Below are 22,717 nucleotides of genomic sequence, written 5' to 3' on the forward strand. Positions count from 1 at the left end.
CCATGCCGCTCGGTGGCCTGATCCTGCTGACCGCCTGCGCCTACTTGGGCATCCTCTTCGCTATCGCCTACTGGGGTGACAAGCGCGCCGATGCTGGCCGCTCGATCATCGCCAATCCGTATATCTATGCGCTGTCGATGGCGGTGTACGCCACCTCCTGGACCTTCTACGGCAGCGTTGGCCGAGCGGCGGTCAGTGGCGTCGGTTTTCTGCCGATCTACCTCGGCCCGACCCTGATGGCGGCGCTGTTCTGGCTGGTGCTGCGCAAGATGATCCGCATCAGCAAGGCCAATCGCATCACCTCGATCGCCGACTTCATCGCCGCGCGCTATGGCAAGAGCGCGCTGCTCGGCGGCCTGGTCACGCTGATCGCGGTGGTCGGGGTGATTCCCTATATCGCCCTGCAGCTCAAGGCGGTGTCCAGTAGCTTTCTGATTCTCTGGCAGTACCCGACGATTCAGATGCCGAGCCAGGGCCAGGCGCTCGGCCCCCTGCAGGACACCGCGCTCTATGTGGCGCTGCTGCTGGCGATCTTCACCATCCTGTTCGGCACCCGTCACCTCGATGCGACCGAGCGCCACGAAGGCATGGTGGCGGCTATCGCGTTCGAGTCGCTGGTCAAGCTGCTGGCTTTTCTGGCGGTCGGCCTGTACGTCACTTTCGGCCTCTACCATGGCTTCGCCGACGTGTTCGAACAGGCCGCGCGCTTGCCCGATGTCGACCAACTGCTGACCCTCGGCGGTCCTGCCGGGACTTATGGTTCCTGGGGTTCGCTGATCTTTCTGTCGATGCTGTCGATCCTGTTTCTGCCGCGCCAGTTTCAGATCAGCGTGGTCGAGAACGTCAACGAGAACCACGTGGCCAAGGCCATCTGGTTATTTCCGCTGTACATGCTGGCGATCAATATCTTCGTCCTGCCGATCACCTTCGCCGGCTTGATGCATTTTCCCGCCGGCACGGTGGATGCCGATACCTTCGTCCTCACCCTGCCCATGGCCCTGCGCCAGGAGTCGTTGGCGCTGCTGGTGTTCGTCGGTGGGCTGTCGGCCGCAACCGGCATGGTCATCGTCGAGACCATCGCGCTGTCCACAATGATCTGCAACGACCTGGCGATGCCGCTGCTGCTGCGCTGGAAGGCCCTCGGCCTGGCGCAGCGCACGGATCTCTCGGGCTTGCTGCTGGGCATCCGCCGCGGCGCCATCCTGCTGCTGATGCTGCTCGGTTATGTGTATTACCGCGCGGCGGGCGAGGCTTACGCGCTGGTCTCGATCGGCCTGGTGTCGTTCGCCGCGGTGGCGCAGTTCGCCCCGGCGATGCTCGGTGGCATGTACTGGAAGCAGGGCACCCGCGCTGGCGCCCTGAGTGGGCTGTCGTTGGGCTTTCTGTTGTGGCTGTACACCCTGCTGTTGCCGGCGTTCGCCAAGTCCGGTTGGTTGCCGCTGAGTTTCATTGAGCAGGGGCCGTTCGCTATTGCCTGGCTCAAGCCGCTGGCGCTGTTCGGCCTGGCGGGGCTGGACGAGATCGGTCATTCGCTGTTCTGGAGTATGTTGGCCAATCTCGGCGCCTATGTCGGCGTGTCGCTGTTCGGTCAGCAGAGCAGCCGCGAGCATGCTCAGGCGCTGCTGTTCGTCGATGCCTTCAAGGTCGCCGGGCGCGGTTCCAGCCTGTGGCGCGGTAGCGCCTCGGTGACGGAGGTGATTGCCTTGGTCGGGCGCTTCCTCGGTCCGCTGCGGGCCCGCGAGGCCTTCGCTGGCTACGCGGCGCAGCGGGGCCTGGCGCCCGGTGCCGAACTGGTGCCGGATGCCGATCTGGTGCACTTCGCCGAGCAACAACTGGCCGGGGCGATTGGCACTGCCTCGGCGCGGGTGATGCTGGCCTCGGTGGTGCAGGAGGAGCCGCTGGGCATGGACGAGGTGCTCGGCATCCTCGACGAAGCCTCGCAGGTGATCGCCTACAGCCGCCGCCTGGAGCAGCAGTCGCACGCGCTTGAGGTCGCCACCGGCGAACTGCGCGCGGCCAATGCGCGGCTGCAGGAACTCGACCGCTTGAAGGACGACTTCATCTCCACCGTGACCCACGAACTGCGTACGCCGCTGACCTCGATCCGCGCCTTCTCCGAGATTCTCAACGACAACCCCGAGCTGGACCCGGCGCAGCGCGCGCGTTTCATCGGCATCATCGTCAAGGAGAGCGAGCGCCTGACGCGGATGATCAACCAGGTGCTGGACCTGGCCAAGCTCGAGTCGGGGCGTGCCGAATGGCACACCAGCGCGCTCGATCTGCAAGAGGTGATCGAGGATGCCCAGGCCAGCACCAGCCAGCTGTTGCAGGAGCAGGGCGTGGAACTGCGCCTCGAGCTGCCGGCGCAGATTCCGCCAGTGCTGGGCGACCGCGATCGCCTGCTGCAGGTGCTGCTTAATCTGATCTCCAATGCGGTGAAGTTCTGCGACCGCGAGGCGGGGCGCATCGGCATCACTGTGCAGGTGCTACCCGAGGCGTTGCAGGTGGACGTGCGCGACAACGGCTGCGGTATCGGCCCGGCCGATCAGCAGATCATCTTCGAGAAGTTTCGCCAGGCCGGTGACAACCTCACCGAGAAGCCGCAGGGCACTGGTCTGGGGCTGCCTATCAGCCGGCAGATCATCGAGCACTTCGGCGGCCGGTTGTGGGTGCGCAGTGCGCGCGGACAGGGGGCGACCTTTTCCTTTACCCTGCCCTTGGGGCAGGCGAATGCGGCCGCGTCAGACGCAGGCCGCGAGACGGAGTATGGCGTATGAGCAAAACCGTATTAATCGCCGACGACGAGCCGAACATCGTCATCTCACTGGAGTTCCTGCTCGAACAGGCCGGCTATCAGGTGCTGGTGGCGCACGACGGTCAGGAGGCCCTGGAGGCCATTGAGCGGCAACCACCAGACCTGGTGCTGCTCGATGTGATGCTGCCACGCCTGAGCGGTTTCGATGTGTGCCAGAAGATCCGCGAGAATCCGGATTGGCAGCACATGCGCGTTGTCATGTTGACGGCCAAGGGCCGCGAGGTCGAGATCAGCAAGGGCCTGGCGCTGGGGGCCAATGCCTACATCACCAAGCCGTTCTCGACCCAGGAGTTGCTGGCGCAGATCGGCGCGCAGCTGGCGGTCGAGTAACCGATGAGCCCACGTCTGCGCTTCGCCTTCTGGCTGGCCATCCTCAGTCTGCTGCTCGGCAGTTTGCTGGCGCTCGCCGGGGGGTTGCTGTGGGCCGACCTGAACAGTCAGGAGCGTGCCGCCGTGCTCTCGCTGATGGCCGGGCGTGGCGCGCTGCTGGTGGTGCTCTCCGGGCTGCTGCTGATCCCGTTCGGCGTGCTCCTGCGCCTGTGGCTGGCGGCCTACCCCGAGGTGGTGATCCGTTTGAGCGAGGAAGTCGGCATCATCCATCGGGTCAACCCTGCGCACCGCGTGGGCCTCACTGGCAGCCGCGACATGCGGCGGCTGGGCGCTGCCCTGAATGCCTTTGCCGAGGCGCACTGCGCACTGCAGCGCGAGGTGGCGGTGCGTATCGAGGAGGCCAATGCCCGTCTCGAACAAGAGAAGAATCGCCTGGCCGCGCTGATGTCGGAACTCGAACAAAGCGTGCTGGTGTGTAATCGCGAGGGCCGCATCCTGCTCTACAACAGCAGTGCCAGCCTGTTGCTGGAACCGGACGCCGGTGGCCCGGCCGGTGCGCCGGTCGGGTTGGGCCGCTCGATCTTCGGCATGCTCGACCAGCGCCTAATCGTGCATGCCCTAGAACGGGTCAGGCAGCATCTGCAACAGGACAATCCCAGCCCGGTGGCGCATTTCGTCACGGCACGTGGTGCCCATCTGCTGCGGGCACAGATGGCGCCGGTGCTGGATCAGCAGGGCGGGCTGATTGGTTTCGTCCTGATCCTCGATGACATCACCCGCTCGGTCGAACTCAACAGTCGCCGCGATGCGCTGTTGCAGAAACTTACCGAAGGCACCCGGGCGGCGTTGGGCAATATCCGCGCGGCGGCGGAAACCGTCGAGCAATACCCGCAGATGGATGCCGAACACCGTCAACGCTTCGGCAAGGTGATCAGCGATGAGGCGCAGCGGCTTTCCCAGCACCTCGAGCAGACACTGAGCCAGCATGCCGACCTGCTGCGCCCTCAGTGGCCGCTGGAGGACATGCTGGCGACCGACCTGCTGCTTGCCCTGCAGCGTAATTTTGCTGCCACGCTTGGGGTAGCCGCCCGTTACCAGGGCGGCGACGAGTCGCTCTGGTTGAGCCTGGACAGTTATTCCCTGGTGCAGGCGCTGACTCAGTTGATGGGCGCTATGGTCGCCACGTTGGGCATTCGTGAAGTGACGTTCGAACTGGCCGTCGAAGGCCGTTTCGTGCGTCTGGCCCTGCGCTGGAGCGGGGCGGCGCTCGAGCCCCAGCAGTTGCATGAGTGGGAGCAGCGGCCGTGCAGTCCGGTTGCCGAAGACGATGCCGCCGCGTGCACCCTCAAGGAGGTGCTGGAGCGGCACGGCGGCGAACTCTGGTGCCAGGCCGATGCGCTCAGCGGTGACAATCGCCTGTATCTGCAGTTGCCGGTGAGCCAGCCGCAAGCACAGGCGCCGCTACCCGCCAGGGTGCAGGGGCGGCCGGTGTATTACGACTTCGACCTGTTCAGCCAGCCGGGGCAGACCCCCGAACTCGACGAACTGCCGTTGCGCGAATTGGCCTACACCGTGTTCGACACCGAAACCACTGGGCTAGCGCCCTCCGAGGGCGACGAAATCATCTCGATCGGTGCGGCGCGTATCGTCAACGGCCGTCTGCTGATGCAGGAATGCTTCGAGCAACTGATCGACCCGCACCGAGCGATCCCGCGCGAATCACAGCTGATACATGGCCTCTCGGCACAGATGCTGGCGGGGCAGCCGAGCATCGGCGAGGTGCTGCCGTTGTTTCAGCGTTTTGCCGAAGACACGGTGCTGGTGGCCCACAACGCCGCCTTCGACATGCGCTTCCTGCAACTCAAGGAGGCGCAGACCGGTATCCGTTTTATCCAGCCCGTACTCGATACCCTGCTGCTGTCCGCCCTGGTGCATCCGGGGCATGCCGCCGACGAACATCGTCTGGAGCAGATCGCTGCGCGCCTCGGTGTGCACGTGGTTGGCCGGCATACCGCGTTGGGCGATGCCATGGTCACGGGCGAGGTGTTCCTCAAGCTGATCCCCTTGCTGGCCGAGCGTGGCATCCACACCCTCAAACAGGCGCGCGAGGCGTCACGCAAGACGCTCTACGCCAAGCTCGAATATTGAGTGCAGGTTCAGCGCAGGGGTGAGCAGGGCGTAGGGTGGGCCGGGCGGCGTTCCGCTTCAGCCCGCCACTGCTAAAAAAGGATACTCGCGTGGTCCGACAGACCGCCAGGGCGCAGGTTGGGCGAGCGAGGGCTTTCTTCAGGGCAAAAAAAGACCCGGCAAGAGCCGGGTCAAAACCGTGATTAGCCTGATGAGGAGATAATCTGAAGAGGCCGACTGAAGGTCTCTTGAGCTTACCGGCTGATCTCGCGACCAGCTATTGCTAATAATAGCGATTATCATTTACATGTCAATCGTCTTTGCCAAAATAACTCCAGTTCGTCGTCAGGGTCAGAATAAAAACAGCAAACCCGGCACATGGCCGGGTTTGTGAGTGCGACGCACGACTGGCTGTCAGGCAGTTGCGGGCAGGCGCAGCTGGGTTACTTCCTTGTTTAGCAGGTCGATCCGCCGTGCCATGCTTTCTATCAGGCTGTGGGCAATGCGTGGGTTGCTCTGCATCAGGCTGAGAAACTGTTCCTTGGGGATTACCATCACCGTGCAAGGTTCGTTGGCCAGAACAGTGGCGCTGCGCTTTTCGCGGGTGAAGACGGCCATGGCGCCGAAGATCTCGTCTTTCTGCACGTCACCGACCTTGTGACCGTCGACATAGGCGGTGGCGTGGCCTTCGATGATGATGAACACATGATCCGCGGCATCGCCTTGGTGGATCAATTCCTCACCGGCGGCGAAGTGCTGGAAGCCGGTCGCGGGGCGGATTTCCGGTTGTTTAAGGCGCGCCAAGGCGTCAGAGAGCAGGGCGGTGTGGCCGATCAGGTACTGGATGAACAGCTCCTGGCGCGGCTCGCTGACATAGATGTGCTTGAACACTTCACTGCGTGAATAGGGGATCAGGCTGAGCGGTTCTTCACTGCTGTAGCGGCAGCTGGGTAAATCGATACCCTGGCGCAGGCCGACCAGATCGCCTTCCTGCAGGTAGAACAGCGGGCGTTCGTCGACTAGGGCATGCAGCAAACCATTCTCGATAATGAACAGCTGGTTCTCTGGCAGCTCTTGAGCCAGATCCTCAGCTCGTTCCAGCTGCAGGGCGGGCCCACTGGGTACCAGGCCTTCCAGGAGCTGGGTGGGGATGCTTTGCAGTCGGTTGATCAGTTGGTCGGCGTAAGCCGGTTGCTCCCCGAGTAAATACATGAACGTAATTCCTTGAACTGGCTAGTCTGGCTAAAGCGCACGAACGTCCCTGAGACAATAAGCGCTGCCAGGTCACAGGTAAATCATTCTGCGTAGAGGTTGTGAGCTAGCTCTTGTTGTGCGCCGGACAAGCATTGAGTTGACCATTCAATTCGGCTTTGTGGGCGGGTGGTAATTCGCTCCAGTGCACATCGAGCAAGGCGCCCTCAATGGCGTAGAGCAAAACCTTGGATGCGCGGAAGCCGCGCGCACGGACGGCGCGGTAGGCATCGACTGCCCCCAGCCGGCGCAGATCGTTGGCGCTGTGGATGCCGACGGCATGCAACCACTGTGCGGAGGTTTTGCCAAGGTTCTTCAAATGTTGCAATTCGTCATTCATCCAGCCTCCTTGCGCTGTTTGCGAGCAGTTGAACAAACACTCAGTGCGCGATGCCTACCCGCAAGTGTAGTGGCCAGCGGACAAAGCGTGGCTGTTTGATATCGCCCCAGGCGCTGAGTAGCGCAGGCTCCAGTTCGCTGACCGGGTCGCGGCCTTGTTGGCGCTCCCAGTACTGCACGGCCGACCAGGTGCGCAGATAGCCGGTCAGCTGGGCAAAACTCCAGTGTGCCTCGATGGCGAACGCTGGTGGTTCGAGGGGCGGGAAGGGCATCTGGATATCACGGTAGCCACTGTCGACACTGGCGCGTCCAGGCGGCCAATAGCCCTTCAGAGTGCTCCGGTAAAAGTCGTCGATCAGCTCATCCAATGGACTGTTTATGCGCATCAAGCCGTAACACCAGGCACCGAACAGGCCGCCGGGTTTGAGCAGTCGGGTGACTTCGGCGAAGAAGGCCGGGGTGGCGAACCAGTGCAAAGCCTGGGCGACCACGATCAAATCGAGGCTGGCGCTGGTCAGGGGTTGGGCTTCGGCGTTGGCGGCGAACAGGGTGATGCCGTCTGGCGTTGCGGCGGCCCGCAGTTGCTCAATGCTGGCATCGCAGGCCAGGACTTGGGCAAAGTGCTGACGCAATGGCACGCTGGCCTGGCCATTACCGCAGGCGATGTCCAGGGCGCATTGCCGTTCGGAGCAGTGGCTGACCAGCCAGTCGAACAGGGTTGCTGGGTAGTGTGGGCGGAAGCTGGCGTAGGCACCGGCACGGGCGCCGAACAATTGGGCAATTTCGCTCATGATCATCGCGTGCGGTAGCGCAGGCGCGTGCCGAAATTAACCGACATGAGGATCTCGTCGGCACTCAGGTCGGCGGGGAAGTAGGCTCCGGAAATCTGTGCATGGGCCAGGCTGGCGCCTTCAAGTAGTGCCTCGCGCAGATCAAGCCCGCGTAGATCAGTACCGCGGAAGTAGGCATGGCTGAAGTTAATCCGCTTGGCGTCGATAGCGCGCAAGTCAAGCCCGCGAAAGTCGCCATTGCACAGGTCTACCTCGCCATCCTTGGGCTTCTGGGCATTGAAGCCGGCAATGTCTTCATTGTGCAGCAGGTGGTAGAGCGGGCTATCGAGCTGACAGGGCTGGCTCATGGGCGGGACGTCCGTGGTGGGTTCCCTGCCAGTATAGAAGCCGCGACGCGCTTTGCCCGTCGCGGTTTTTCGGTATCGCTGCGCTTACAGGCCGGGCAGGTGCTGACGAATGCGCGCTATCAGGCTGTCCAGGCTGGCGCTTTCATGGGTGTCGACCCGCGTGCTGAGGATGAGCTCGTCTTGGGAGAGTGCTTCGCGGTTAGCTTGCTGGGCTTTGATCACGTCCATCGTCGCGTCGGAGGGATCCTGGGCCGCGTCCTGGCGCAGTGCCAGCCAACTGGCGATCACGGCGTCGGGGGCGTTGCAGTCGAGAATCAGGAAGGGAACGCCGGTGTCTTCGGCAATCTGGCCGGCCGCCTGGCGTTGTGCCTGCTTGAGGTAGGTGGCATCGATCACCACCGGGAAGCCGGCATGCAGCGCGGCATCGGCCAGTTGATGCAGGCGTTGGTAGGTAGCCGCACTGGCATCCTGGTTGTAGATGCCGGCGCTCATTTGGTCTTTGTCGGCAGTGTTCTGCTCGCCGAACAGGCGCTTACGCTCGACATCCGAACGCAGACGAATGGCCCCCAGAGCTTCGACCAGGCGCATGGCCACGTGGCTCTTGCCAACGGCGGAAACCCCGTGGGTGATGGCCAGCAAGCGCGAGGGGATCGCGCTGTAGCTCTCCGCCAGCACGGCATAGCGGCGGTACTGGCGCAGGATCACTGCGCGCTGGACCGCATCGGTCTCCTGGCCGAGGCGGAACAGGCTGACTTTGCCGCGCACCATGGCGCGGTAGGCCTTGTAGAAATTCAGCAATTCAAGCGCGGCATAGTCGCCGGTGCGCTCCAACCAGGCGCTGACAAAGCGTCGGGAGAAGGCCTTGAGGCCACGATCTTCCAGATCCATGGCGAGGAAGGCGGCGTCCGAGGCGATATCGATCAGGCGGAATGGTTCGTTGAATTCGATGCAGTCGAACAGCACGACCTGACCGTCGAGCTGGGTGACGTTGCCCAGGTGGATATCGCCATGGCATTCGCGAATGAAACCTTCGGCCTTGCGCCGCGCCAGCAGTGGCTCGAGCCGTACGAAACTGCTTTCAGCCCAGGCTTGCAGGGCATCGAGTTGTTGCAGGTCGGCCTTGTCCGAGAGCAGTGGGCGGATCTGCTCGAAATTCTGTCTGACTGGCGCCATGACCGCGTCTGGGGAACCCAGTTCATGGGCCTGGGCTACCTGTGGCGCGTCGAGGTGGAACTGGGCGATTTGTTCGGCCAGCGCATCGACATGCGCCTCGCTCAGCTCGCCGCGCGCCTGCACTTCGGCGAGCAACTGGTCCTGAGGGAACTGACGCATCTTCAGAGCGTACTCGATGACCGGGCCATCGCCGCCCAGTTGCGGTGCTTCGGTACTGCCGCCGATCGGTAAGACTTCCAGATACAGGCCTTGGGTGAGGCGCTGGTTGAGGCGCAACTCTTCCTTGCAGAAGTGTTCGCGAGCGGCCAGTTCGCTGAAGTCGAGGAAGCCGAAATTCACCGGTTTTTTGATCTTGTAGGCGTAGGGGCCGGTCAACACTACCCAGGAGATATGCGTCTCGATGACCTGGAAAGCCTCTACCGGATGGGGATATAGGGCCGGGTTCTGCAGGGCGGCAATCAGAGCTTGGCTCATGGGCGATCCTTGGCTTTCAAACAAATAAGAGGCGGGCATTATGGCCGCTGAGAGCCGCTGTGCAAACCGCCGGACTGCTCCTGCTTGTCCTTGGCAAAGTGCGTATAATGCCGCGCCATGACTCGTACCCGATCTCCTCGTTCTCGTTCAAAGCGCCGCTCGCGTGGCATGCGCCCCTGGTTGGGCTGGGCTATCAAGCTTGGTCTGGTCGGCTTGGTGGTGTTCGCCGGCTTTGCGGTTTATCTCGATGCAGTGGTGCAGGAGAAATTTTCCGGCAAGCGCTGGACCGTGCCCGCCAAGGTTTATGCCCGGCCGCTGGAGCTGTTCGTCGGCCAGAAACTGACCAAAAACGACTTTCTCCAGGAGCTCGATGCCCTCGGTTATCGCCGGGAGAGTGCGGGCAATGGTCCGGGCGCCGTGTCGGTAGCCGGTAATAACCTCGAACTGCATACGCGCGGCTTCCAATTCTATGAAAGTCGTGAGCCGTCACAGCAGGTACGTGTGCGTTTTTCCGGCGATTACGTCGCCGGCCTGAGCCAGGCCGATGGCAGCAGCCTTGCTGTGGCGCGCCTGGAGCCAATGTTGATCGGCGGTTTGTATCCGGCGCATCGGGAAGACCGCTTGCTGATCAAGCTGGAGCAGGTGCCGCCCTATCTGGTGGAAACCCTGGTAGCGGTCGAAGATCGCGAGTTTTTCAATCACTTCGGGGTGTCACCCAAGTCGATCGCCCGCGCCGTCTGGGTCAACGCCACGGCCGGGCAGGTTGTTCAGGGCGGCAGCACCCTGACGCAACAGCTGGTGAAGAATTTTTATCTGACCAATGAACGCAGCCTGATCCGCAAGGCCACCGAGGCCATGATGGCGGTGCTGCTCGAACTGCATTACGACAAGCAGGATATTCTCGAGGCCTATCTCAACGAGGTTTTTCTGGGCCAGGACGGCGCACGCGCGGTGCATGGTTTCGGTTTGGCCAGTCAGTATTTCTTCAGTCAGCCGCTGTCCGAGTTGAAACTCGAACAGGTGGCTTTACTGGTCGGCATGGTCAAGGGTCCAACCTATTACAACCCGCGGCGCAATCCCGAGCGCGCCCTGGCGCGGCGTAATCTGGTGCTTGATGTGCTGGTCCAGCAGGGCGTGGTAACGCTCGAGCAGGCAGTTGCGGCCAAGCAGAAGCCGCTCGGCGTGACCCAGCGCGGCAGCATGGCCGATAGCTCGTACCCGGCGTTCCTCGATCTGGTTAAACGCCAGTTGCGTGAGGATTACCGCGATGAGGATTTGACCGAAGAAGGGCTGCGTATTTTCACCAGCTTTGACCCGATTCTCCAGCTCAAGGCCGAAAGTGCCCTGGCCGATTCGCTGAAACGTCTATCCGGCCGCAAGGGGGTGGACCAGGTTGAAGCCGGAATGGTCGTGACCAACCCGGAAACAGGCGAAGTACAGGTGCTTATCGGCAGTCGCCAGCCAGGTTATGCCGGCTTCAATCGCGCCCTGGATGCACTAAGACCGATCGGCTCCTTGGTCAAACCGGCGATCTATCTGGCTGCATTGGAGCGCCCTAGTCAGTACACCTTGACCAGTTTTCTGGAGGATCAACCCTTCTCGATCAAGGGGCAGGACGGCCAAGTCTGGAGCCCGCAAAACTATGACCGCAAGTCTCACGGCACCGTTTACCTGTACCAGGGGCTGGTCCATTCCTACAACTTGTCCAGTGCCAAGCTAGGGCTGGAACTGGGCGTGCCGAATGTACTCAAAACTCTTGAACGTCTGGGGGTTGCGCGTAAATGGCCGGCCTATCCGTCGATGTTGCTGGGTGCTGGCGCGCTGACTCCGATGGAGGTGGCGGGCATGTATCAGACCGTGGCCAATGGCGGCTTCAACACACCCTTGCGTGGTATCCGTAGCGTACTGACTGCCGACGGTGAGCCGCTCAAACGCTACCCTTATCAGATTCAGCAGCGCTTCGATGCTGGGGCTATATACCTGCTGCAAAATGCCATGCAACGCACGATGCGAGAGGGCACCGGACGTTCGGTATACAGCCGCTTGCCCAGCTCTCTGGCATTGGCTGGCAAGACCGGCACCAGTAATGATTCGCGCGACAGCTGGTTCGCCGGCTTCAGTCAGGATCTGCTGGCGGTGGTCTGGCTTGGTCGCGATGATAATGGCCCGACACCGCTGACTGGTGCGAGTGGTGCCTTGCAGGTCTGGACGGATTTCATGATCAAGGCCGATCCGCTGCCACTGGATATGCCGCTACCGGATAACGTTGTCCAGGCCTGGGTGAATGCCGCTAACGGGCTGGGCTCTGATCCGAGCTGCCCGAATGCCGTGCAGATGCCGTATATTCGCGGCAGTGAGCCTGTCCCTGGCCAGGCCTGTGGTATTCAGGCTCCGGTCGATTCGGTGATGGATTGGGTACGTGGTTGGTTGGATTAAGTGAAGAGGGTGTGACGTGACTAAGTGGTTGATTCCTGCTTTAACCGCCGCGGTAGTGCTGGGCGGTTGTGCCAGTGTGCAGCGCGGCTCCATCCCTGTTGTCGATTCCAGTTCTTCGGTCTATGGCAAGCAACAAGCTGGTGCGGGTGGTTCCGACAGTTCGACTGCCCAGCCGCCGCAGAACCAACCGCAGGATTCCGGCGTGATGGTGATGGTGCCGGGTGCCGGTGGCAGTTCGGCGCCGATTCAGACCTTTCCTGCACCAGGCTCGCCGATAGGAGGTGCTATGGGCAATCAGCCTTTCAGCACTGCGCCTGTCACCGGCGAACCTGTGGGGAATGGAGGTAACAGCGTGCCTGCTCCTTCGACGCCGAGCGGTATTCCGAGTTCTGGCGGTTTGGCCGCCGATGAGCAACTGGACGGTCCCGTGTTGGCATTGCTCACCGCAGCCCAGCAGCAACAGGGTAGTGGTGACTTGAATGGTGCAGCGTCTAGTTTGGAGCGTGCTCAGCGTATTGCTCCACGCGAGCCGCAAGTGCTCTATCGTCTAGCTGAAGTGCGTTTGGCCCAAGGCGACGCGGCCCAGGCCGAGCAGTTCGCCCGTCGTGGCCTGAGTTATGCCAGTGGCCGCCCAGCGCTGCAGGCCAGCTTGTGGAACCTGATTGCCCAGGCACGTGAGCGTCAGGGCGATCCAGCCGGCGCGGCGCAGGCGCGTGAGCGGGCGCGAGTCAGTCTCTGATGGATGCTCGTGTACCTGCAATTGCCCAGCAGCTGCTGCTGATCGAGCGTGAACTGCGGTTGCAGGGCTGGTGGGACGATCAGGCGCCGAGCGACCAAGCGCTGGCCAGTCAGCAACCTTTTTGCGTCGATACGCTGGCATTCGAGCAATGGCTGCAGTGGATTTTCCTGCCGCGCATGAAGTACCTGCTCGAGAGCGGGGCCACGCTGCCAGAGGCTTGCGGCATTCAGCCAATGGCTGAGCAGGTCTATGGCGGCCGCAGTGCGCAGGCCCGAGTTCTGATCAGGTTACTTGGTGAGTTCGATCAACTGATTTGTGGTGCGGCCTGAGGCCGCATCCTATCCAGTGTTCTGGGCTTACTTGCAGTTCTTGGCAATTCCCTGCTTGGCTTCGCTGATGCGCTGCTGACGCTCCTCTTCGTTCAGGCGGCGTACTTCGCCGTCGACTTCCACGCGCACCCGCGGGTTGTTTTCCAGCTGTGCCAGATTGGTACGTACTGATTGGCAGTATTTCTTGCGCTCTACTTCCTGGGTCGCAATTTCCTGCTTCACTTTTTCATCGACAGCGGCTTGCTCCGGGTCGGCGATGCTCTCGAAAGTTGGTGTTGCTACAGGTTCGGCAGTCTTCGGTGGTTGGACCGCGGTATTGATGGTCGTGGCTTGCTGGCCTTGTGGCGGCTGCGCGCCAAAATGAGTGCCCCCTTGTGCATCGACCCATTTGTATACCTGGCTGGCCATGGCGCTTGCGCTCAGGGCGAGCAGCAAGCTGCTGGTGAGGATCATACGGCGCATGCTGTTTCCTTTTTAAGAGCGGCGATACCTGGTGGCTACTATAACCAAAACGGTTGAATCGTCATCCTGCTCTGTGTCACAGCACGTAGGTGCCTGAGCAACTATTTGCTCTCTGCTTTGCGGGTGGAAGTCAAAGTGCTACGTCTGAGTGTGCGCGCAGCGGCCTTACTCGTCGCTGTATGGCACACAAATCAGGTTGCTGAGCCTTGCTCCGGGCAAAGCCAGGCTCTGGCTCAGGTCGATAAATAATTGAAAATACGCACCTGATTGCAGAATCCATCACGGATTACTTGACTTGCCCCCGTCGAATCAGAACAATTCAACGTTCGCTGTAGTGGAGTCCGCCGCAAGCAGGCTTTAGCTCAGCAGACATGAGGCGCGTACCCGCGCCGACCTGTTTCACCCGCAACGCGTTACCTCGCGCTGGGTGGGAAGACTCCGCAACACTTTGGAGTATTCCCAATACTTGCTCAGTAGTAGCTGACGTAGTCGGCGACCACCGTCGCTCATGCTCTGCTTGGCAGTAAACCTATTTTAGACCGCCTCCTTCTGGGCGGTTTCTGGCGTTTTAGAGGTGAACAACGTGGAGCTTTTATCCGGCGCTGAAATGGTCGTCCGCTTCTTGCGTGACGAAGGCGTGAAGAACATCTACGGCTACCCTGGTGGTGCCCTGCTGCATATCTATGACGCCCTGTTCAAGGAACCGGAAGTCAATCACATCCTGGTTCGTCATGAGCAAGCGGCGACGCACATGGCTGACGGTTATGCCCGTGCCACCGGTAAAGCCGGTGTGGTGCTGGTGACCTCGGGGCCTGGTGCGACCAACGCCATTACTGGTATTGCGACTGCCTACATGGATTCCATTCCGATGGTGGTGCTATCTGGCCAGGTGCCGAGCAACATGGTCGGGACCGATGCCTTCCAGGAAACCGACATGATCGGTATCTCCCGGCCGATCGTGAAGCACAGCTTCATGATCAAGCACGCCTCGGAAATTCCAGAAGTCATGAAAAAAGCCTTCTATCTCGCGCAATCCGGCCGTCCCGGCCCGGTTGTCGTGGATATTCCGAAGGACATGACCAATCCGGCGGAAAAATTCGAATACGTCTACCCGAAGAAGGTCAAGCTGCGCTCTTACAGCCCGGCACTGCGTGGTCATTCCGGTCAGATCCGCAAGGCAGCGGAAATGCTCCTGAGCGCCAAGCGGCCGATTCTCTATGCGGGTGGCGGCGTGATCATGGGCGGCGCAGCATCGCCGCTGACCGAGCTGGCACAAATGCTCAACCTGCCGGTGACCAATACCCTGATGGGCTTGGGCGGCTACCCAGGTACCGATCGTCAATTCCTCGGCATGCTTGGCATGCACGGCAGCTACACCGCCAACCTGGCCATGCATCATGCGGATGTGATCCTCGCTGTCGGCGCCCGTTTCGATGATCGGGTAATCAACGGCGCAGGCAAGTTCTGCCCGAACGCCAAGATCATCCATATCGACATCGACCCGGCCTCGATCTCCAAGACTATCAAGGCTGACATTCCGATTGTCGGTCCAGTGGAGAGCGTACTGACCGAGATGGTGGCGATTCTCAAGGAAATCGGCGAAACGCCGAGCAAAGAGGCGCTCTCCAGTTGGTGGAAGCAAATCGAGGAGTGGCGTGGCAGCCGCGGCATGTTCCCTTACGACAAGGGTGACGGCAGCATCATCAAGCCGCAAACCGTCATCGAGACGCTCAGTGAGGTGACTCATGGCGATGCCTTCGTCACTTCCGACGTGGGTCAGCACCAGATGTTCGCAGCCCAGTACTACCGCTTCAACAAACCCAATCGCTGGATCAACTCCGGCGGTCTGGGCACCATGGGTTTTGGTTTCCCTGCGGCAATGGGGGTCAAACTCAGCTTCCCGGACGCTGACGTAGCTTGCGTGACTGGCGAAGGCAGTATCCAGATGAACATTCAGGAGCTTTCGACCTGTCTGCAGTACGATCTGCCGGTGAAAATCGTCAACCTGAACAATGGCGCCCTCGGCATGGTGCGTCAGTGGCAGGACATGAACTACGGCAGCCGTCATTCGCATTCCTACATGGAGTCACTGCCTGACTTCGTCAAACTGGCGGAGGCCTATGGTCATGTCGGTATGCGTATCACCGAGCTGAAAGACTTGAAACCGAAGATGGAGGAGGCGTTCGCGCTGAAAGATCGTCTGGTGTTCCTCGATATTCAGGTCGACACCAGTGAGCACGTCTATCCGATGCATATCAAAGACGGTGCGATGCGCGATATGTGGCTGAGCAAGACGGAGCGTACCTAATCATGCGACACATTATTTCCCTGCTGCTGGAAAACGAGCCAGGCGCATTGTCCCGTGTGGTCGGTCTGTTCTCGCAGCGTAACTACAACATCGAAAGTCTGACTGTGGCACCTACCGAAGACCCGACCTTGTCGCGTCTGACGTTGACCACGGTAGGCCACGATGAGGTGATCGAGCAGATCACCAAGAACCTCAACAAACTGATCGAAGTGGTCAAGTTGGTAGATCTCTCGGAGAGCGCGCACATCGAGCGCGAGCTGATGCTGGTCAAGGTCAAGGCGACCGGCGCCCAGCGCGCCGAGGTCAAACGCACCACCGACATCTTCCGCGGACAGATTGTTGACGTGAATACCAGTGTCTACACCATTCAGCTGGCCGGCACGAGCGACAAGCTGGACAGCTTTATCCAGGCGATAGGCGCCGCCTCGATCCTGGAAACCGTACGTAGTGGCGTCACGGGTATCGCCCGTGGCGACAAAGTACTCAGCATCTAAATCTTTAGTGAACGGCCTTTGAGGCCAGGTAAATAGGGGAATTCTCCATGAAAGTGTATTACGACAAAGACTGCGACCTCTCGATCATCCAGGGCAAGAAAGTCGCCATCATTGGTTACGGTTCCCAGGGCCATGCCCAGGCGTGCAACCTGAAAGATTCCGGCGTTGACGTCACTGTCGGCCTGCGCAAAGGTTCTGCAACTGTAGCCAAGGCCGAAGCACATGGTTTGAAAGTGACCGACGTTGCTTCTGCAGTAGCCGCTGCTGATCTGGTGATGATCCTCACTCCTGACGAGTTCCAGTCCCAGCTGTACAAGAACGAAATCGAGCCGAACATCAAGCAAGGCGCCACCCTGGCCTTCTCCCATGGCTTCGCGATCCACTACAACCAGGTTGTGCCGCGTGCCGACCTCGACGTAATCATGATCGCGCCCAAGGCTCCGGGCCACACCGTGCGTACCGAGTTCGTCAAGGGTGGCGGCATTCCTGACCTGATTGCTATCTATCAGGATGCTTCCGGCAATGCCAAGAACGTCGCGCTGTCCTATGCTTCGGGCGTTGGCGGCGGCCGTACCGGCATCATCGAAACCACCTTCAAGGACGAGACCGAAACCGACCTGTTCGGCGAGCAGGCCGTTCTCTGTGGTGGTTGCGTCGAGTTGGTCAAGGCCGGCTTCGAGACTCTGGTGGAAGCAGGGTATGCGCCAGAAATGGCCTACTTCGAGTGCCTGCACGAACTGAAGTTGATCGTGGACCTCATGTACGAAGGCGGTATCGCCAACATGAACTACTCGATCTCCAATAACGCCGAGTACGGCGAGTACGTGACCGGTCCGGAAGTGATCAACGCCGAGTCCCGTCAAGCCATGCGTAACGCCCTGAAGCGCATTCAGGACGGCGAATATGCCAAGATGTTCATCCAGGAAGGCGCTGCCAACTACCCGTCGATGACTGCCTATCGTCGCAACAATGCAGCCCATGGTATCGAGGTCGTAGGTGAGAAGTTGCGCTCCATGATGCCGTGGATCACTGCCAACCAGATCGTCGACAAGGCCAAGAATTAAGGCCTGTCCAGGTGAGAAAAAACGCGGCTAATGCCGCGTTTTTTCATTTTGATACAAGGCTTCTGGTATAAAGCCTGATTATTGAGTCAAAGCTGGCGGCGAAACCTGAATGGCAACGTCTGTCGAAATTCTCCAAATCAGTTGCAAGGTGTTGTTCATGAGCGAACGTCCAGAAGAGCCCCAGTCGGCCCCAGACGCCGAAAGCTTGCTACCCATCGATGAGCATGTAGAAGAGGGGCACGATGCTGAGGGTCGCAAAGTCCGTCATCGCGGTATCTACCTTCTACCCAACCTGTTCACTACCGCAAACCTGTTTGCTGGCTTCTACGCCATCATCAATGCCATGAACGGCAACTTCTATGTGGCCGCGGCTGCCGTGTTCGTGGCCATGGTGCTGGACAGTCTCGATGGTCGAGTGGCACGACTGACCAACACGCAGAGTGCGTTTGGCGCCGAATATGACTCGTTGTCCGATATGGTCGCCTTCGGCGTAGCGCCAGCTCTACTGGCCTTCGAGTGGGCGCTGGGCAGTTTGGGTAAGGTTGGTTGGATGGTTGCTTTCATCTATGTCGCTGGTGCGGCATTACGCCTGGCTCGCTTCAATACGCAGATAGGCAGCGCGGACAAGCGCTATTTCATTGGCTTGGCTAGTCCGGCTGCAGCTGGCGTTGTTGCCGGTACTGTGTGGGCCTTCAGTGACTTCGGTATCCAGGGCTCTAACATGGCATTTGTAATTGCCATCTTGGTGGCCGCCGCCGGCATGCTGATGGTCAGCAATATCAAGTACCACAGCTTCAAAGATCTGGATCTGAAAGGGCGAGTGCCCTTTGTTGCGATCCTTGCGGTGGTGTTGGTTTTCGCTGTGGTGTTCAGTGATCCTCCGCGGATTCTGCTGATCATCTTCCTGGCCTATGCAGCCTCTGGTCCAGTGCAATACTTGTTGCAGTTGCGGCGTCGTAAAACTGCCGAGTAATCATTAGGCATGTTGTCACAAGGCCGTTGATGGGTTTCATCAGCGGCTTTGTCGTATCTGTTACCTGATTTCTGGCTACGTAGTAGGACTGTATCGACGTGTGAAAATGGTGTTTGCACGGAGGTCAGACATTAATATCCATAAAAGCCGAATAAAGGCTTGACGTAATTTATGCTGGGCCTATAATCCGCACCTCTTCTGGCGCAGGCCTCTCGGTAAACCTCTTGTAAAACAAGAAGTTAGCTTAAAAAGAGAAGTTGCTAAGCAGCGAAAGCTGTGTAGAATGCGCCGCTTCTGCAGGGTTGAAGGTTTGGTTCTGCAGGTGGGTCGGTCGAGGTGATCGAAAGCGGTAAAAGAGGTGGTTGACAGCGGTTTGAAACGCTGTAGAATTCGCCTCCCGCTGATGAGAAGCCTTAGAGTTGATCGGAAGCGCAAGTGGTTGAAGTTGAAAAGAAATTTTCGGAATCGCTTGACAGTAAATGAGGCTGCTGTAGAATGCGCGCCTCGGTTGAGACGAAAGACTCAGCCACCGCTCTTTAACAACTGAATCAAGCAATTCGTGTGGGTGCTTGTGGAGTAAGACTGTTAGTCGCAAGATTATCAGCATCACAAGTAGGCACTCGAAGTTCGAGAGTATATTTGGAAATGCTGAGCCAAGTTTAGGGTTTTCACAAAACCCAAGCAGTATTAAAACTGAAGAGTTTGATCATGGCTCAGATTGAACGCTGGCGGCAGGCCTAACACATGCAAGTCGAGCGGTAGAGAAGTGCTTGCACTTCTTGAGAGCGGCGGACGGGTGAGTAATACCTAGGAATCTGCCTAGTGGTGGGGGATAACGTTCGGAAACGGACGCTAATACCGCATACGTCCTACGGGAGAAAGCGGGGGACCTTCGGGCCTCGCGCCATTAGATGAGCCTAGGTCGGATTAGCTAGTTGGTGAGGTAACGGCTCACCAAGGCAACGATCCGTAACTGGTCTGAGAGGATGATCAGTCACACTGGAACTGAGACACGGTCCAGACTCCTACGGGAGGCAGCAGTGGGGAATATTGGACAATGGGCGAAAGCCTGATCCAGCCATGCCGCGTGTGTGAAGAAGGTCTTCGGATTGTAAAGCACTTTAAGTTGGGAGGAAGGGCAGTAACTTAATACGTTGCTGTTTTGACGTTACCGACAGAATAAGCACCGGCTAACTCTGTGCCAGCAGCCGCGGTAATACAGAGGGTGCAAGCGTTAATCGGAATTACTGGGCGTAAAGCGCGCGTAGGTGGTTTGTTAAGTTGGGTGTGAAAGCCCCGGGCTCAACCTGGGAACTGCATCCAAAACTGGCCAACTAGAGTACAGTAGAGGGTGGTGGAATTTCCTGTGTAGCGGTGAAATGCGTAGATATAGGAAGGAACACCAGTGGCGAAGGCGACCACCTGGACTGATACTGACACTGAGGTGCGAAAGCGTGGGGAGCAAACAGGATTAGATACCCTGGTAGTCCACGCCGTAAACGATGTCAACTAGCCGTTGGGTTCCTTGAGGACTTAGTGGCGCAGCTAACGCATTAAGTTGACCGCCTGGGGAGTACGGCCGCAAGGTTAAAACTCAAATGAATTGACGGGGGCCCGCACAAGCGGTGGAGCATGTGGTTTAATTCGAAGCAACGCGAAGAACCTTACCAGGCCTTGACATCTACAGAACTTTCCAGAGATGGATTGGTGCCTTCGGGAACTGTAAGACAGGTGCTGCATGGCTGTCGTCAGCTCGTGTCGTGAGATGTTGGGTTAAGTCCCGTAACGAGCGCAACCCTTGTCCTTAGTTACCAGCACGTAATGGTGGGCACTCTAAGGAGACTGCCGGTGACAAACCGGAGGAAGGTGGGGATGACGTCAAGTCATCATGGCCCTTACGGCCTGGGCTACACACGTGCTACAATGGTCGGTACAAAGGGTCGCCAAGCCGCGAGGTGGAGCTAATCCCATAAAACCGATCGTAGTCCGGATCGCAGTCTGCAACTCGACTGCGTGAAGTCGGAATCGCTAGTAATCGTGAATCAGAATGTCACGGTGAATACGTTCCCGGGCCTTGTACACACCGCCCGTCACACCATGGGAGTGGGTTGCACCAGAAGTAGCTAGTCTAACCTTCGGGGGGACGGTTACCACGGTGTGATTCATGACTGGGGTGAAGTCGTAACAAGGTAGCCGTAGGGGAACCTGCGGCTGGATCACCTCCTTAATCGAAGACTTCAGCTTCTTCATAAGTTCCCACACGAATTGCTTGATTCATTGAAAAAGACGATTAGGTTAGAAGCCCGTTATTGGGTCTGTAGCTCAGTTGGTTAGAGCGCACCCCTGATAAGGGTGAGGTCGGCAGTTCGAATCTGCCCAGACCCACCAATTGTCAATTGAGTGGGGTGAGGCCTTGCGATTACCTGGGGCCATAGCTCAGCTGGGAGAGCGCCTGCCTTGCACGCAGGAGGTCAACGGTTCGATCCCGTTTGGCTCCACCACTTTATGACGTTGTAGAGAGTTCAGAACTGAACATTCCTGCCGACGGTAGCTGAATGTTGATTTCTGGTCTTTGACCGGTAAGAAAAATCGTTCTTTAAAAATTTGGGTATGTGATAGAAGTGACTGATTGACTGCTTTCACTGGCAGTTAATTTGGTCAAGGTAAAATTTGCGTGTTCTCAATTGCAAATTTTCGGCGAATGTCGTCTTCACGTTATAGACAGTAACCAGATTGCTTGGGGTTATATGGTCAAGTGAAGAAGCGCATACGGTGGATGCCTTGGCAGTCAGAGGCGATGAAAGACGTGGTAGCCTGCGAAAAGCTTCGGGGAGGTGGCAAACAACCTTTGATCCGGAGATGTCTGAATGGGGGAACCCAGCCATCATAAGATGGTTATCACACACTGAATACATAGGTGTGTGAGGCGAACCAGGGGAACTGAAACATCTAAGTACCCTGAGGAATAGAAATCAACCGAGATTCCCTTAGTAGTGGCGAGCGAACGGGGACTAGCCCTTAAGTGGCTTTGAGATTAGCGGAACGTTCTGGAAAGTACGGCCATAGTGGGTGATAGCCCTGTACGCGAAAATCTCTTAGTCATGAAATCGAGTAGGACGGAGCACGAGAAACTTTGTCTGAATATGGGGGGACCATCCTCCAAGGCTAAATACTACTGACTGACCGATAGTGAACTAGTACCGTGAGGGAAAGGCGAAAAGAACCCCGGAGAGGGGAGTGAAATAGATCCTGAAACCGTATGCGTACAAGCAGTGGGAGCCTACTTTGTTGGGTGACTGCGTACCTTTTGTATAATGGGTCAGCGACTTATTTTCAGTGGCAAGCTTAACCGAATAGGGGAGGCGTAGCGAAAGCGAGTCTTAATAGGGCGTCTAGTCGCTGGGAATAGACCCGAAACCGGGCGATCTATCCATGGGCAGGTTGAAGGTTGGGTAACACTAACTGGAGGACCGAACCGACTACCGTTGAAAAGTTAGCGGATGACCTGTGGATCGGAGTGAAAGGCTAATCAAGCTCGGAGATAGCTGGTTCTCCTCGAAAGCTATTTAGGTAGCGCCTCGTGTATCACTGTTGGGGGTAGAGCACTGTTTCGGCTAGGGGATCATCCCGATTTACCAACCCGATGCAAACTCCGAATACCAACAAGTGTCAGCACGGGAGACACACGGCGGGTGCTAACGTCCGTCGTGAAAAGGGAAACAACCCAGACCGTCAGCTAAGGTCCCAAAGTTATGGTTAAGTGGGAAACGATGTGGGAAGGCTTAGACAGCTAGGAGGTTGGCTTAGAAGCAGCCACCCTTTAAAGAAAGCGTAATAGCTCACTAGTCGAGTCGGCCTGCGCGGAAGATTTAACGGGGCTCAAACCATACACCGAAGCTACGGGTTCATCTTAGGATGAGCGGTAGAGGAGCGTTCTGTAAGCCTGTGAAGGTGAGTTGAGAAGCTTGCTGGAGGTATCAGAAGTGCGAATGCTGACATGAGTAACGATAATGGGTGTGAAAAACACCCACGCCGAAAGACCAAGGTTTCCTGCGCAACGTTAATCGACGCAGGGTTAGTCGGCCCCTAAGGCGAGGCAGAAATGCGTAGTCGATGGAAAACGGGTTAATATTCCCGTACTTCTAGTTACTGCGATGGAGGGACGGAGAAGGCTAGGCCAGCACGGCGTTGGTTGTCCGTGTTTAAGGTGGTAGGCTGGAATCTTAGGTAAATCCGGGATTCTAAGGCCGAGAACTGATGACGAG

16 protein-coding genes, 2 tRNA genes and 2 rRNA genes (1 of these 20 cut by a window edge) are annotated in these 22,717 nt (G+C 58.6%); 14 read left to right on the forward strand and 6 right to left on the reverse strand.

The window, feature by feature from the left end; genetic code table 11:
* The first annotated feature begins 2 nt into the window (after positions 1-2).
* The 3 genes from VCJ09_RS04575 to VCJ09_RS04585 are packed head-to-tail and all read left to right on the forward strand — an operon-like array spanning position 3 to position 5,293.
* Entirely contained in the window at positions 3-2,777 is a 2,775-nt protein-coding gene (locus tag VCJ09_RS04575) for a sensor histidine kinase (RefSeq protein WP_324733322.1), read from the forward strand.
* Positions 2,774-3,145, forward strand: a complete 372-nt coding sequence (locus tag VCJ09_RS04580; RefSeq protein WP_079204831.1) for a response regulator transcription factor — start codon at positions 2,774-2,776, stop codon at positions 3,143-3,145. Before VCJ09_RS04575 ends, VCJ09_RS04580 begins: the two co-directional genes overlap by 4 nt.
* A gap of 3 nt (positions 3,146-3,148) precedes the next feature.
* A complete protein-coding gene (locus tag VCJ09_RS04585; RefSeq protein WP_324733323.1) occupies positions 3,149-5,293 on the forward strand; it encodes a 3'-5' exonuclease in 2,145 nt (714 codons plus the stop codon).
* A 393-nt stretch (positions 5,294-5,686) separates the two neighbouring features.
* Here VCJ09_RS04585 and VCJ09_RS04590 read toward each other — a convergent pair whose 3' ends face one another.
* The 5 genes from VCJ09_RS04590 to VCJ09_RS04610 all read right to left on the reverse strand — a co-directional run bounded on the left by VCJ09_RS04590 (position 5,687) and on the right by VCJ09_RS04610 (position 9,647).
* Entirely contained in the window at positions 5,687-6,484 is a 798-nt protein-coding gene (locus VCJ09_RS04590) for a Crp/Fnr family transcriptional regulator (RefSeq protein WP_079204833.1), read from the reverse strand.
* A 106-nt stretch (positions 6,485-6,590) separates the two neighbouring features.
* Entirely contained in the window at positions 6,591-6,863 is a 273-nt protein-coding gene (locus VCJ09_RS04595; protein ID WP_079204834.1) for a TfoX/Sxy family protein, read from the reverse strand.
* A gap of 40 nt (positions 6,864-6,903) precedes the next feature.
* A complete protein-coding gene (locus VCJ09_RS04600) occupies positions 6,904-7,653 on the reverse strand; it encodes a class I SAM-dependent methyltransferase (RefSeq protein WP_324733324.1) in 750 nt (249 codons plus the stop codon).
* A 2-nt stretch (positions 7,654-7,655) separates the two neighbouring features.
* Complete coding sequence (locus VCJ09_RS04605) at positions 7,656-8,000, reverse strand: pentapeptide repeat-containing protein (protein WP_079204836.1); 345 nt, start codon at positions 7,998-8,000, stop codon at positions 7,656-7,658.
* An 84-nt stretch (positions 8,001-8,084) separates the two neighbouring features.
* Complete coding sequence (locus tag VCJ09_RS04610; RefSeq protein ID WP_324733325.1) at positions 8,085-9,647, reverse strand: bifunctional aminoglycoside phosphotransferase/ATP-binding protein; 1,563 nt, start codon at positions 9,645-9,647, stop codon at positions 8,085-8,087.
* 117 nt (positions 9,648-9,764) lie between these two features.
* On the opposite strand from VCJ09_RS04610, the gene mrcB reads away from it, so the two are divergent.
* Genes mrcB through VCJ09_RS04625 form a run of 3 tightly spaced genes read left to right on the forward strand, consistent with a single transcriptional unit; the run spans position 9,765 to position 13,151 of the window.
* On the forward strand, positions 9,765-12,083 hold the full coding sequence (mrcB, locus tag VCJ09_RS04615) for a penicillin-binding protein 1B (protein WP_324733326.1): 2,319 nt from the start codon (positions 9,765-9,767) through the stop codon (positions 12,081-12,083).
* A gap of 16 nt (positions 12,084-12,099) precedes the next feature.
* Positions 12,100-12,822, forward strand: coding sequence for a tetratricopeptide repeat protein (locus tag VCJ09_RS04620; RefSeq protein WP_324733327.1), 723 nt, complete (start codon positions 12,100-12,102; stop codon positions 12,820-12,822).
* Positions 12,822-13,151, forward strand: coding sequence for a YqcC family protein (locus tag VCJ09_RS04625; protein ID WP_324733328.1), 330 nt, complete (start codon positions 12,822-12,824; stop codon positions 13,149-13,151). Before VCJ09_RS04620 ends, VCJ09_RS04625 begins: the two co-directional genes overlap by 1 nt.
* Positions 13,152-13,178: 27 nt before the next feature.
* Here VCJ09_RS04625 and VCJ09_RS04630 read toward each other — a convergent pair whose 3' ends face one another.
* On the reverse strand, positions 13,179-13,613 hold the full coding sequence (locus tag VCJ09_RS04630; protein WP_324733329.1) for a DUF4124 domain-containing protein: 435 nt from the start codon (positions 13,611-13,613) through the stop codon (positions 13,179-13,181).
* A 583-nt stretch (positions 13,614-14,196) separates the two neighbouring features.
* Between VCJ09_RS04630 and VCJ09_RS04635 the strand changes: the two genes are divergently transcribed.
* The 8 genes from VCJ09_RS04635 to VCJ09_RS04670 form a co-directional block, all read left to right on the forward strand.
* The gene (locus VCJ09_RS04635) at positions 14,197-15,921 is read left to right on the forward strand and encodes an acetolactate synthase 3 large subunit (protein WP_079205076.1); all 1,725 of its coding nucleotides are present in this window, start codon (positions 14,197-14,199) and stop codon (positions 15,919-15,921) included.
* 2 nt (positions 15,922-15,923) lie between these two features.
* Positions 15,924-16,415: an acetolactate synthase small subunit gene (ilvN, locus tag VCJ09_RS04640; RefSeq protein ID WP_079204842.1), complete on the forward strand. Its 492-nt coding sequence runs from the start codon at positions 15,924-15,926 to the stop codon at positions 16,413-16,415.
* A gap of 47 nt (positions 16,416-16,462) precedes the next feature.
* Positions 16,463-17,479: a ketol-acid reductoisomerase gene (gene ilvC, locus VCJ09_RS04645; RefSeq protein WP_324733330.1), complete on the forward strand. Its 1,017-nt coding sequence runs from the start codon at positions 16,463-16,465 to the stop codon at positions 17,477-17,479.
* Positions 17,480-17,636: 157 nt separating this feature from the next.
* Complete coding sequence (gene pssA / locus VCJ09_RS04650; protein WP_079204844.1) at positions 17,637-18,452, forward strand: CDP-diacylglycerol--serine O-phosphatidyltransferase; 816 nt, start codon at positions 17,637-17,639, stop codon at positions 18,450-18,452.
* A gap of 690 nt (positions 18,453-19,142) precedes the next feature.
* Positions 19,143-20,679, forward strand: a 16S ribosomal RNA gene (locus tag VCJ09_RS04655).
* An 84-nt stretch (positions 20,680-20,763) separates the two neighbouring features.
* A tRNA-Ile gene (locus VCJ09_RS04660) sits at positions 20,764-20,840 on the forward strand.
* Positions 20,841-20,877: 37 nt separating this feature from the next.
* Positions 20,878-20,953, forward strand: a tRNA-Ala gene (locus VCJ09_RS04665).
* A 248-nt stretch (positions 20,954-21,201) separates the two neighbouring features.
* Positions 21,202-22,717, forward strand: a 23S ribosomal RNA gene (locus VCJ09_RS04670) (it continues 1,375 nt past the right edge of the window).
* Together the 16S and 23S rRNA genes with 2 tRNA genes alongside form the textbook arrangement of a ribosomal RNA operon.

It is taken from the genome of Pseudomonas paeninsulae, assembly GCF_035621475.1.
GTDB classification, from domain to species: Bacteria; Pseudomonadota; Gammaproteobacteria; order Pseudomonadales; family Pseudomonadaceae; genus Aquipseudomonas; species Aquipseudomonas paeninsulae.